Source organism: Chryseobacterium fluminis (genome assembly GCF_026314945.1).
GTDB classification, from domain to species: domain Bacteria; phylum Bacteroidota; class Bacteroidia; order Flavobacteriales; family Weeksellaceae; genus Chryseobacterium; species Chryseobacterium fluminis.
In genome coordinates this window covers 1,582,290-1,595,638 of the sequence record NZ_CP111121.1, presented here as the reverse complement: position 1 = coordinate 1,595,638, position 13,349 = coordinate 1,582,290, and the positions used below count along the sequence as shown (strand labels likewise).

The following is a 13,349-nucleotide window of genomic DNA, read 5'->3' as shown; positions in this document are numbered from 1 at the left end:
TAAAAATAAAATTATGGCAAAAACACCCATCACCCAATTAAAAGAATATTTTAAAGCCAATAAAAGGCCTACCGAAAAACAGTTTGAAGATCTTATAGACAGCTATGCTCACTTAGATGATTCGGCTATTAAGAATCTGCAGACCTCTGAATATACCACTTATCTTGATTTTCCGTCTGGTTATCAGGTCGGAGATTATGTAGAGTTTTTAGAAGTTTTTCCGGAGATGGCTTATGCAAGCGGACTTTATGAAATTTCGATAGCTTATACCAGAGGAAGTATTGCTTCCGCGGCGACTCACCTTGCTGCAGTTTCACATTCAAATCCAAATATGTGGAGAGAATGTGGAATCATTAATAAAAATAACTATGTAGCAGATCCAAATACAAATGGCTTTACAATTGACGTCAATGGTTCTTCCCGAAGGTTCCGTATCAGAGCAACAAAAGTACTCGGTGTCACCAATGCAACGATGTCAGTAGTGATTAAAGTACGGTCAATTAATAAAAACAGTGCATGGAATACTCTTAATAATAAGGGAAATGATCCGTCAAATATCGGTTTACAGCCTATGACGCATGACTGGAGCTTACTGGTGGGAGATACTTTTTCTCCGGATTCAGCTAAAGTGGGACTGAAAGTTACGAAAGATGCAAAACTGGGAGTAGGCACCGGTTCTCCCGAAGCAAAACTACATGTGCAGGAAGCACAGCCCTTAGGTAACATCAATTATATCTCAGCATCTTTTGACAGGGCTGACGCAGGAGGTGGCAGTAACAAAATCAGATTAAAATACCATAATACTGCTGACCTGGAACTCAACTCAGGATATTCAGCAAACGGATTTACGTATGGTTCTTATAACGACCTGAATATTATAAATAACAGACTGAATAATAACACGGTCTCCGGAGGCATCAATTTTGTAACCAACGGGGGGACACAAATGAATATTGCTCCCAACGGAAATGTAAGTATTGGAGGTCTTTCAAATTCAACTCAACCATTAACCATCAGTGCTACACAAAGTTATGATGAAGGCGGACCTACAAATGGTAAGAATTCTAATGCTTTATTAAGGCTACAGTCCAGTGACGAAGGGTATGGAGAAGTTATGGATTTCGGAATGAATATCGGTCCTTCTTACGGATGGATTCAGCCTCAGGATTTTAACAATACGACTACATTTTATGATCTGGCACTAAATCCCAAAGGAGGAAATGTGGGGATAGGAACATCTAATCCTATTTCGGCACTTGACGTAAAAGGAGGAATCACTTCACAATCTTCTGAAAATGAAGGAGGATCGGTTCTTCTTGTGAATAACAGTAAGCCGGCTGATAAAGCAAGAAGGTGGGCGATTTATAATATGGGAGGTGCTTATGGTAACGGCCTGCAGTTCTGGAGTTACTTCGACAACGGAAATTATGGAGCAAGGCTGGTGCTGGGAGATACCGGAAATATGGCGTTGTACGGTAAACTTGAGGCGAAAGATGTCGTTATTACTCAGACTCCGACCGCGGATTTCGTTTTCGCATCAGACTATGATTTAAAACCAATTCAGGAGGTTGAAAAGTTTATTTCCGAAAAAAATCATCTTCCTGAAATTCCTTCCGCCAAAGAAATGACGGAGAACGGAGTGGAAATCGGGAACTTCCAGATTAAACTTCTTCAGAAAATTGAAGAACTCACTCTGTATCTGATTTCTCAGAATAAAGAAATTGAAGACCTTAAAAAAAGAGTCAGTCATGCCTAAAAGAATAATTTCAGAGCTGAAAACATTTTTCAAGGCCGGGAAAAGGCCTACGGAAAAGCAGTTTGAAGATATGCTCGACAGCTATGTGCATTTGGATAATCCGGATTTTGCCGGGTCTGATGAAGTAGGAAGCGTAAGAACAGGAATTTTAAAACACCTGATGACTAAAAACAGCAGTACCCATCTGTATCATATAAAGCTTCCCTATAAAGTCGATACGCATACCGCAATGTATTATTTACATGCTTCGGGATATTCCTATCAGTCAGGTGAGATTATTGATATTATCTGGACAGGATATTGTTATCGTCCTTCCAATGCCATATCAAAGACAAAAACCCATATCAACAGAAGCACTGCCATTACAGCAGGACAATATGTCGGAACCGATTCCAGTGTTTATTTATGGTTTAAAGTACCGAATATCTACTATACAACATTCAGGTTAGACGCCATGAAAGTAGGTAACGGAACCATGTTAAAACAAGGAGATGTTCAGCTCACGGTAAGTGATCTGGCTCAGTTATAAACATATTGATTAAAGTCAGCCCTTTTAAATCCAGGATTTAAAAGGGCTTTTCTTTTTTATCCGGGAATCAGGTTTTGTGTATTTATTAAACTAGTTAAATGTACAGGTTTTTTTATCAGCCTACATTTGTCATATCAAAATTAAACAAACGGAAAATGGAAAATAGAATTTTAGGACTGCACCATATCACCGCAATTGCAGATAATGCCAAAAGAAATTTAGACTTTTATACTCAGGTTTTAGGCGTAAGGCTTGTCAAGAAAACCGTGAACTTTGATGATCCGGGAACCTATCATTTTTATTTTGGAAATGAAGAAGGTACGCCGGGAACAATTCTCACTTTCTTTCCCTGGGAAGGAATCGGAAGAGGGACCAACGGAAGCGGACTGGCTACGCATATCGGATATTCGGTTCCAAAAGGAAGTCTGGGTTTCTGGAAAAACAGATTACACCAGTTTAATATACAAGTTGAGGAAGGAGAGATTTTTGGTGAAAAATTAATCGCGTTTAAAGATCCGGACGGTTTACAGCTGCAGTTTATAGAATCATCAGCTCCTGATGACAGAAAAGTCTGGACAACGGATGATATTAAAGATGAAAATGCATTAAAAGGATTCCACAATATTACCCTGACTCTGAAAAAAGCAGATCTGACCATTAAAGTATTAACGGATATTTTTGGATATGATTTACAAAAACAGGAAGGAGGAAGATACCGTCTGGCAACAGATGCCATTGAAACAGCAAACCTTGTGGATATTATAGAAAATGATAAAATTCCGGCTGGAAGAAATGCAGCAGGAACGAATCACCATGTGGCATTCCGGGTGAAAGATGATAATGTACTAATGGAATTTCGTGAAAAAGTAATGTCAGCAGGCTTAAGCATTACTCCAAAAATCGACAGAGATTATTTCTACTCATTATATTTCCGAGAGCCGGGTGGCGTACTGTTCGAAATTGCCACAGACAATCCCGGATTCACCGTAGATGAACCTTTAAACGAATTGGGACGCAACCTAAAACTTCCGAAACAACATGAAGCATTACGTGAAAAAATAGAAGGTGTATTACCGAAATTATCATAGATCATTAATCAGTTTTCACAAACGGTATATCTTAGCAATAAACAATAAACAATATGGAAACAACACAAGTAGTTTTAGGAAACGTAAGAGGAGAAGTTCAGCTTTTTTCAGATGATCATAAAGCAGGAAAAATGGATATCTCGGTGATCGGACATAAATTAACCGTCTATCATACGGAAGTGAATGAAGAATATGCCGGAAAAGGTTTCGCCAAATTATTACTCGCCAAACTGGTTTCTTATGCCAGAGAAAATGATTTGAAAATCGTTCCGTTATGTCCATACGTTCATGCACAGTTCAAACGCAATCCCGAAGAATATAATGACGTTTGGCTGAAAGAACAGGAATAATCAGATAACAAATCACCTTTACATTAAAATCTATTAACCAACAGCAATCAACCAAAAACCAACAAACTATGTCACTTATCACAGGACTTCACCATGTCACAGCCATCACAGGCGATGCACAGGAAAATATAGACTTTTATACCGGAATTTTAGGACTTCGGCTGGTAAAAAGAACCGTTAATTTTGATTATTCTGAAGTCTATCACTTTTATTTCGGGGACGAGTTCGGAACGCCCGGGACGATCTTGACTACTTTTCCGTACGGCAAAGGTCTGGTAAACGGAAGGCATGGTAAAGGAATGCTGAACACAACAGCATTTTCAGTTTCAATAGATGCGCTGGACTATTGGCTGAACCGGCTGAACCAGTTTAATATTCCTTTCAAACAGCCTCAGCAGAGGTTTTCCGGCGAAGTTTTCATCTACCTTGAAGATTTCGACGGATTAGGACTGGAATTGGTTTTTAGTGATAAAGATGACAGAAAAGGCTACGATAACAAATTTATTCCGAAAGATTACGCCGTCAAAGGAATTCATCATGTGGAAATCTGGCTGGATGCATATGAAAGAACAGCGGCTTTGCTGACCACCCAAATGGATCATCAGATCATCGCCGAAAGCGCAGACCGTTTCAGATTCGGAACCGGTAATGCTCCCGGAAGGTATGTGGATCTGGTGTGCACTCCCAATGCTTTGAAAGGTCTGGCAGGAAGAGGAACCGTTCACCACGTTGCTTTTGCGACGCCAGACGCGCAGTCACAGCTTGAAATGATTGAAAAATTAAACAGATTCGGATTAGAACATACCGAAGTGAAGGACCGTAAATATTTCACTTCCGTATATTTTAAAGAACCGGGAGGTGTCTTATTTGAAATTGCCACTTCCGGGCCCGGATTCGATGCTGACGAGGAATTCGCTTCGTTAGGAGAGCATTTAAGCCTGCCTGAACAGTTTGAAGATAAAAGAGCACATCTGAATGATGTTCTTCCTAAATTTAATTATCCAACAGAAAAATACAGATAAAATGAGCCATATTTTAGATATTAAAACAACAGGGAAACCTTTGGAACAAGCCGAAAAAGCTTTAATAATGATTCATGGAAGAGGAGGAAGCGCACAGGATATTTTAAGCCTCTCGCAGCATTTAAATGTTGAAGATTATGCCTTATTAGCGCCTCAGGCAACCAACGGAAGCTGGTATCCGCTTTCATTTATAGCTCCTGTCGAACAAAATGAACCGTGGTTGTCGTCAGCTATTGAAACGATTGGAAAAACAGTGAAAAGTGCTTCAGATGCAGGAATTAAATCTGAAAATATTTATTTTTTCGGATTTTCGCAGGGAGCCTGTCTTACACTGGAGTTTTTAGCGAGAAATGCTCAGAAGTTTGGAGGAGCTGCAGCCATCATAGGCGGCGTTATCGGAGATAAGATCAATCGCGAAAATTATTCGGGAGATTTTGCCCGGACCCCGATTTTTCTTGGAACCAGCAATCCCGACTTCCATGTTCCGGTAGAAAGAGTATATGCGACAGCCAATATTTTAAAAGAAATGAATGCTGACGTTACCGAAAAAGTATATGCCAACTTCGGACATTCTATTAATCAGGAAGAAATGGAGCTGGCCAATACCTTGATTTTTAAATAGATTTCTTAAATACAAAAGCTACAAATATCAATAGGAACGGGCTTCAGCCCGTTTAAATAAAAATTTAAAAATCAATTGGCTTCAGCCAAAACTTAAATAATCTATACATTAGAGGAAACTTTGTCTTCTAGGCAAAAGAAGTATAAATAAAAAATTATGCACGAACAACTACTCTTAATACTGGGCCTTTTACTCATCGTCATGCTGCTGGTGATGCTTGCACAACGCATCAAAATTGCCTATCCCATTTTTTTGGTACTGGCAGGCTTGGGGATCAGTCTCATTCCGGGAGTTCCGGTATTAAAACTGGATCCGGAAATTATTTTTCTGATTTTTTTGCCGCCCCTTTTGTATGAAGCAGCATGGTATACCTCGTGGAATGATTTCTGGAAATGGAAAAGAACAATCGGATTACTGGCTTTCGGATTGGTTTTTCTCACTTCTTTAGTCGTAGCTTTTGCATCACAGGCCTTAATTCCAGGATTTACCCTGGCTTTAGGATTTCTGTTGGGAGGCATTGTCTCACCGCCGGATGCCGTAGCCGCAACAACAGTTTTAAAAGGATTGAAAGTGCCAAAAAGAACGGTAGCCATGCTGGAAGGTGAAAGTCTAATTAATGATGCATCATCATTAATTGTTTTCAGATTTGCACTGGCAGCAGTAATGACCGGGATGTTTTCGATGCAGGAAGCGACCGGGCAGTTTTTTCTGGTGGCTGGAATGGGCGTGGTTGTAGGAATCGCGGGCGCTCATATTTTTTATGCCATACACCGGTTTTTGCCGACCACACCGGCGATAGATGCTGCACTGACGGTCATGACCCCTTATATTTTATTTCTCAGCGCGGAACATTTTCACTTCTCGGGAGTCATGGCAGTGGTAAGCGGTGGATTATTCATGTCTTTCCGTTCGCATGAGATTTTTAAAACCGGAACGACAAGAATTAATATGACCGGAGTCTGGAATACCCTGATTTTTGTGATGAATGCATTGGTTTTTGTGCTGATAGGACTGGAACTTCCTGATATTATCAGCGGATTGGGAGAAACTTCCCTGACGGACGGGATTAAATATGGCCTGATCATAAGTGCAATTGTAATTGTGGTCCGTCTGTTGTGGATTTATCCGGTGGCTCACATTCCAAGATGGCTGAGCAAGAAGATCCGGAAAGATCCAAGCCCGGGATGGAAAAACCCGTTAATCATCGGTTGGGCAGGGATGCGTGGAGTGGTTTCTCTGGCAACGGCATTATCTATTCCGGTGATGATGAACGATCAGGCAGAATTTCCCATGAGAAATTTAATCATTTTCATTACGTTTGTCGTTATTTTTGTAACCCTGGTTTTTCAGGGGCTTACTCTTCCCCTGATCATTAAATTAACGAAAATCGGAGAAATAGATCCGATTTTACCATCCCACGAGCAGCAGGCTGCCATTCAGATCAGATTGGATAACCTGGCAGTAAACAGACTGAATGAAAGATATAAATCCAGTCTGAATAATAACAGCCTGGTTGAGAATTTCAAAAATACCATTGAGAATGACATCTCTGTTCAGGAAGGTCATCTGAATTCTCTGGAAATGTGCACCAACAGGCAGAATGACCTCAAAGAATATCATAAGATCATGCTCGATATTTTTGCAATGCAGCGTAAAGAATTGTTTAAAATAAAAAGAGAAAAACAGTTTAGTGATGACGAAATCAGGAGAGCTGAATCGCAATTGGATTTAAATGAATTAAAAATTACCGGGAATAAACATTTGTAGGGCCGTTGATCTTTATCGGTGAAATTGAAAATAAATGTATTCAATTTTTCTGATGGGAAAGTCTGAAGAAAAATTATTCTGTACAGCATCAATTTAACCAGAGGTGAAACTTGAATTATAACCCAAACTATTAACCATTAACAGATAACCAGTACTTTAAAAATAAAAATATACAATGAAAACACTACAATTTCTCGTGATCGGGAAAAACCAGGAAATACTGGACACCTTAAAAAGAATCATCGAAAACACAGAAGGCTGGAAAGCTGAAATACAAAGTAACGAAACACTGTGCTATGACTATATCCGGGAACATAAAACGGACATTGTTCTGCTGAGTTCGGGACTGGAGGAACAGTTTGAAAAAGATATTAAGGTTTTTTGTGAAAATTCAGATCAGGAAGTGAAGGTCATAGACCATTATGGCGGGGGAAGCGGACTTTTAAAGAATGAAGTTTACGCACTTTTTCCTAATTTGCAGCCGTAAACTTAATTTATGTTCGAAAATATCATTAAAAACGTCACACGATTCATTAATCTTAGTCAGGAAGAAGAAAATTTTTTCACCGATCTGCTCACCTGTCAGACGATTCCCAAGAAAACGGTTTTATTAAGAGAAGGAGAGGTATGTCAGTTTGAAGGCTATATCCAGAAAGGCTGTGTGAGAGTCTATTACCTGGATGATAACGGTTTCGAAGTGACGATTTTATTTGCTATTGAAGACTGGTGGACGAGTGATATTGCCTCATTTCAGGAACAGAAGCCTTCAAATCTCTATATTGAAACCCTGGAAGACTCAGAAATTTACCTACTGAATCCGGAATCAAAAGAAAAATTGTTAAAACAATATCCGAAATTCGAAAGGGTTTTCAGAATGTTGGTTCAGCGAAATTTATCAACACTTCAGAACCGCCTGGTGAATACCATATCAAAAAGTGCGTCGGACCGTTATTTAGAATTTGTGAAAGTATATCCCACGATTCCACAGAGAGTTCCACAGTATTATATTGCCTCTTATCTTGGGGTTTCAAAAGAATTTGTGAGTACCATCAGAAAGCGACTGGCTTCAAAGGATAAATGATTTTCAATTAATAAATCATTCAAAAAATTCCAATTACTGATAAGTTTAGTAAATACTTGAAATTTTTGGCAGGATGATTATATTTACAGATTACCGATCCTTTGTTTTTATTCCAAAAAAAGGTCTTATAAATTTTAATTTATCAGATACCCGAAAACTCAAATTTTATAAGAAAACTTTTTTATAGCCCTTTCTTATTCCAACAAAAAAATAGAACCAAAAAATATTTCAAAAGCGATTTATTAAACTAGTTAAATGCACAACATATTTTCTCTCCCTACATTTGCCTTATCGAAATCAAATAAATAACAACAGATATGGACAGAAAGGATTTTTTAAAGAAAGGATTATTGGGAACAGGAATGTTTGTAGCATCTGCCTCACTTGGAAATACCATGAAAAATGAGATTGACGAAATCGAGCCGCTTGAGCCCATCGGATACAATCATTTACCCAACCCTGAGTCAAAAATTAAAGACAATTCTGTGATTCATAAAGCAGATTCAAGAGGAAAGGCAGACCACGGATGGCTGGTGAGCAACCATACTTTCAGTTTTGCCAATTATCATAATCCGGAAAGAATGCATTTCGGAGTACTGAGAGTTCTTAATGACGATAAAGTAGAAGCAGGAAGAGGCTTCGGAACCCATCCTCACGACAATATGGAAATCATCAGCATTCCTCTGGAAGGTGATCTGGAACATAAAGACAGTATGGGGAATTCTGCAGTGATCAGAAGCGGAGATATCCAGGTGATGAGTGCCGGAACCGGAATTATGCACAGCGAATTTAATAAAAATACAGACCGCCCGGTTAAATTCCTTCAGATCTGGGTGTATCCTGATAAAAGAAATGTTATGCCGAGATATGGCCAGATCACATTAGACAAAACAAAAAGTCAAAATACGTTTCAGCAAATTCTTTCTCCCAATGCTGATGATGAAGGAGTCTGGATTCATCAGGATGCCTGGTTTCACTTGGGAAACTTTAAAAATCAAACCGAAACCAATTATCAGCTGAAGAAAAAAGGAAACGGAGTGTATGCTTTTATTTTAAAAGGAAGCGCAGAAATTGAAGGTCAGCCATTAGAAAAAAGAGATGGCTTCGGAGTTTGGGATATTACCGATCTGACTATAAAAACAACAGCGGAAGGAACTGAAATTCTGTTAATGGAAGTACCGATGTCAATGTAACAGAAAAATTAAACAGATACTCCTGTAGGAGTGAAATATAGTGTGGTTTGAAGACCCGGGTTTTTTAGTCCGGGTCTTTTTGTGTAAAAAAATACAACTGTTTTTATGGTATTGGTATTTGATTGTGAGTTGTGTATAGTATGTTCCGTTATCTAAAAAAAGACAAATATCTCTCGGTGGGCGAAAAAAATGGGAAAATGAATAAATAAAAAAAATATCCATTCCTTATCCCACATCAATGTGAAATTGTCACCCAAAAACTACCTTTGATAAACACCCGACACCCGACACCCGACACCCGACACCCGACATCCGACATCCGACACCCGACACCCGACACCCGACACCCGACATCCGACATCCGACATAAACTATCCAAAACCAAAAAACTGGAAAAAGTATATCTGCTGGCAGGTCCGTCTTTCTTTGAAGTGGCAGGCGGCGGAATTAAAATGCAATTGCTGAGGTGAATAAGAAATAATAAACTGGTTTTCGTTAACATATTGGAAGGTGTATAACAACTAAACGATGTGGGTTGAGAATTGTTTAAACGGAAACCCTGCTCGTATAGGGATACAGGAAAATTTCATAAAAAAGGCCGTTTTCACGAGTTGTGAGACGGCCTCATTATTAATATTTTCATTTTATTCGAGTAAACTAGCTCCTTTTTGAATCTCAGTAACTTCTGTAATTTGCTTTAAATTGAAATGTCTAATATTCCCATCTCTTAAAAAGCAATTTGCCACAATAAAAACATAGTCTTCATTTTCAAGGTCATTTGTATGATAATCTCTAGAAATAACTTTGATTATTCTTTTAGTCATTCTATCTAATTTATCTTTATAAGTTATTAAAAAGTAATTGCCATTTACGAAAATATCTTCCGTAATTTGTTTAAATGTTAAACCGTAGCTTGGATAGTTATTTCCAAAAACTGATTTTTTAGGAATGAGATTAATAGTATTAAAATGCAAATTTGAATTTTCAGATCTTATATCGCTTAACGATATTGAAGAAATCTTTTGTTGAAGGTAATCAAAGTAGTTTAATTTATAATAATAATGATTAAATATTATCTCCTTTGGATTGGCTAAAGTTTTGGCTGCAATTGAGATATTATTGTTTCTTTGTAATATTAGTACAAACCTATCATTTAAGAAAGATTTAAAAAAATCAATATAAATGTTTTGATTTATAATTAGGCCTAAAATGTTTGATGGGATAAATTCTTCAGAATATGTTGTTGTTTTGTGGTTGTACCATTTGCATTTGAATAGGTATTTAGAACAAGCTTTCTCTAATTGAGCGTTTCGAGAAGAGAATTTTTTTTCCTCTTTATTTTTTACAATATCTACAATCGTCATTACAGGAGGTAAAAAGTCAAGGTGATTATTTTCTTTTTCAGTACGTTTTCCATTTGAACTGTCAATAAATACCTTCTTTTTATTTAACTCAAAATCTACGTTTTTTAGACAAACAAGTTCATTTACATATTTATCTTTAAGAAATTCTAAATCATAATTTTCAATAGAATTAAATTCATATAAATTCAAATATGATTTTATTGGTTTTAATAATTTTATTTGACTTTCTTTAATCCATTTATCTTGATATTTTCCATCTTTATGTGAATAATAAATACACTTAAATTGCTTTTCAAAAAGTTTGCCAGTTACAGTATCATATTCATCTTTATTTAATATTTCTGAAATCACCATGATAGGTGGAATCATATCAGCATTAGCTGATATTTTTATAAAATTATTATCGTAAGTATAAGGATGATTTTTAAGACAGACAAAATCACCGATGGAAATATTTCCCATAATTTAATTTATTTTCGCGGTTATCTGGCAAATATAATAATAAATATGTATTTTTGGATGCTTGTAAAAAGGAGTGTAATTACAACTAGATTAAGATAATAGGTTTTTACTAAAAACTTACTTATAACAAATGGGTTATGAGGTTTAAAGATTCGAATACTTCTTCCCAATTTTGAAGGTTGAAGTACGACAATAGGATAATAGCCACAAATTTAGTGATAATTATAGTAGGTTCCAAATACCTAATTGATTTTATTAATTTATCTGTCATCATCTTGACGGGGTTTAATTATATATACACAGTTCTTCACGATAAGCTGAATAAGCTCTAAAGCTATTTCTATTAATTACGGAAATATTGATGACTCAGTAACTGGGTACTTATCTTGCGAAAGCGTATGTAATTATAAAACGATATTGACTTTTTACAAGCTTTTTTATGAATAAAAGACCAGATTGGATAAAAGAAAAAGGCTATTTACATCTTTCACCTTCTCTTAAAATAGGAGAAGACTGGAAAAGATACTCTCATAATATTACAAATAAAAGTTATGTAGCAAAATATGCTTTTTATCCTCTTATACATACTGTTTTAAAAGATAGAAAATATAAAAAGGGGGATGCTGAAAGACATAAGCATAACAAAAGGAGACATTCTCATTTTCATAAAGATACTAACCAAGCAGAAAAAACACATAAGCTTCGCCCATTACACTATGCAAGTCATATGGATGCTCTTGTCTACGGATATTATAAATTTCTTTTAGATAATTTGTATGAACAAAAACTAAAAGAAAATCCTTTATTAAATTCTTGTGTAAATGCCTATCGTAAAATTGCTATTTCCGAAGAGGATGAAAGGGGGAAAAGTACTATTCATTTTGCGAAAGAAGCTATTGATGAGATTAAAAAAAGAGGAAATGATCAAGAGGTTTGTGTTTTAACTTTCGATTTAAAGAGTTTTTTTCCAAGTTTAAATCATCAGTTTTTAAAGCAAAAATGGAAATGGCTTTTAAATGTAGATGAACTGCCAAAAGATCATTATAATGTTTTTAAAGCATGTACAAAATTTCGCTATGTACTTCTTGACGATTTAAGAGTTCAAAAAGAAAATAGGAAAGGGCGAAGATTAGGTTTTGATGAAGCGAAACTTGCTAAAATTAGAAAAGAAAAAGGGTTTAAATGTTTTTTTGAAAGTAATGAAGAATTTCGAAAAACAATTAAAGAAGGAAAGTTAAGAATATATAGTAATCCTTTTACTAGAGATAAAATTAGTGTTGGAATTCCACAAGGTCTTCCTATAAGTGCTCTTCTTGCTAATATATATTTATATGATTTTGACTTAAAAATAGTTATTAATCTTGTACAAGAAATGGGAGCTTACTATAAAAGATATTCCGATGATATTGTCATAATTTGCAAGCCTAATCAAACTGAATATATTGAAAAATACATTTATGATTTAGTTGAGGAAAGCAAAGTTGAAATAAGTAAAAATAAGACAGAGAAATTTATTTTTAGAAATGTTATTTATTCCCCCAAACATAATGATAAGAGATTAGCATGCTTTAAAATAAATAAATTGACTCAAAAAGAAATAGAAACTCCACTATTATATTTAGGCTTTGAATTTAGGGGATATAAAACGGTAATTAAATCAGCTAATCTGTCTAGTTATTATAGAAAGATAATTTCTATAACCAAAAGAAGATGTAAAAGAGCCAGAACTTTATTACACAAGAATCCTGAAGCTAAAAAGGCAGTTTATATCAATCAGATTAAAAAGCTTTATAATAAGCCTTTAAAAATTAATGATTCTGAAAGTACAGAGCTTAAGAAACAAACGAGGAAAAGATATTCTTTAGTTAAAAATGAAAGAGGATTCTATGAATTTTCACATTACTCTGCAAATAATAAAAAAGAATCGAATTATTATTCTTATATAAAAAGATGCTGTGTAATATTTGAAGAAGATCATTTCATGAATCAGATTAGAAAAAGAAAACATATAGTTTTTACAGCGATTGACAGACATTTGAATAAAAAATAAATAAATTTTCTTTATAATTTCGGATCTTGCTCTGTTTCAATCATCAAGTGATAACTCTCAACTAA

General features: G+C 35.9%; 12 protein-coding genes. 11 read left to right on the top strand and 1 reads right to left on the bottom strand.

Annotation, left to right across the window (positions count from 1 at the left end; genetic code table 11):
- Positions 1–13 precede the first annotated feature (13 nt).
- The 10 genes from ODZ84_RS07040 to ODZ84_RS06995 all read left to right on the top strand — a co-directional run bounded on the left by ODZ84_RS07040 (position 14) and on the right by ODZ84_RS06995 (position 9,408).
- Positions 14–1,756, top strand: coding sequence for a hypothetical protein (locus ODZ84_RS07040; protein WP_266176284.1), 1,743 nt, complete (start codon positions 14–16; stop codon positions 1,754–1,756).
- Positions 1,749–2,285, top strand: coding sequence for a hypothetical protein (locus tag ODZ84_RS07035; RefSeq protein WP_266176283.1), 537 nt, complete (start codon positions 1,749–1,751; stop codon positions 2,283–2,285). The genes ODZ84_RS07040 and ODZ84_RS07035 overlap by 8 nt, the downstream gene beginning before the upstream one ends.
- Before the next feature lie 155 nt (positions 2,286–2,440).
- On the top strand, positions 2,441–3,373 hold the full coding sequence (locus ODZ84_RS07030; protein ID WP_266176282.1) for a ring-cleaving dioxygenase: 933 nt from the start codon (positions 2,441–2,443) through the stop codon (positions 3,371–3,373).
- Positions 3,374–3,426: 53 nt separating this feature from the next.
- Entirely contained in the window at positions 3,427–3,723 is a 297-nt protein-coding gene (locus ODZ84_RS07025; RefSeq protein ID WP_266176281.1) for a GNAT family N-acetyltransferase, read from the top strand.
- 68 nt (positions 3,724–3,791) lie between these two features.
- Positions 3,792–4,745: a VOC family protein gene (locus tag ODZ84_RS07020; RefSeq protein WP_266176280.1), complete on the top strand. Its 954-nt coding sequence runs from the start codon at positions 3,792–3,794 to the stop codon at positions 4,743–4,745.
- 1 nt (position 4,746) lies between these two features.
- A complete protein-coding gene (locus ODZ84_RS07015; RefSeq protein ID WP_266176279.1) occupies positions 4,747–5,367 on the top strand; it encodes an alpha/beta hydrolase in 621 nt (206 codons plus the stop codon).
- Positions 5,368–5,523: 156 nt separating this feature from the next.
- Positions 5,524–7,134, top strand: a complete 1,611-nt coding sequence (locus ODZ84_RS07010) for a Na+/H+ antiporter (protein WP_266176278.1) — start codon at positions 5,524–5,526, stop codon at positions 7,132–7,134.
- Positions 7,135–7,309: 175 nt separating this feature from the next.
- Positions 7,310–7,621: a hypothetical protein gene (locus tag ODZ84_RS07005; RefSeq protein ID WP_266176277.1), complete on the top strand. Its 312-nt coding sequence runs from the start codon at positions 7,310–7,312 to the stop codon at positions 7,619–7,621.
- A 9-nt stretch (positions 7,622–7,630) separates the two neighbouring features.
- Positions 7,631–8,215 (top strand): Crp/Fnr family transcriptional regulator, encoded by a 585-nt coding sequence (locus tag ODZ84_RS07000; RefSeq protein ID WP_266176276.1) that lies wholly within the window; start codon positions 7,631–7,633, stop codon positions 8,213–8,215.
- 317 nt (positions 8,216–8,532) lie between these two features.
- Positions 8,533–9,408 (top strand): pirin family protein, encoded by an 876-nt coding sequence (locus tag ODZ84_RS06995; RefSeq protein WP_266176275.1) that lies wholly within the window; start codon positions 8,533–8,535, stop codon positions 9,406–9,408.
- A gap of 644 nt (positions 9,409–10,052) precedes the next feature.
- Here ODZ84_RS06995 and ODZ84_RS06990 read toward each other — a convergent pair.
- A complete protein-coding gene (locus ODZ84_RS06990) occupies positions 10,053–11,234 on the bottom strand; it encodes a hypothetical protein (protein WP_266176274.1) in 1,182 nt (393 codons plus the stop codon).
- A gap of 439 nt (positions 11,235–11,673) precedes the next feature.
- Here ODZ84_RS06990 and ODZ84_RS06985 point away from each other — a divergent pair, with 439 nt between their 5' ends.
- Positions 11,674–13,284, top strand: coding sequence for a reverse transcriptase domain-containing protein (locus tag ODZ84_RS06985; RefSeq protein ID WP_266176273.1), 1,611 nt, complete (start codon positions 11,674–11,676; stop codon positions 13,282–13,284).
- Positions 13,285–13,349: the final 65 nt, after the last annotated feature.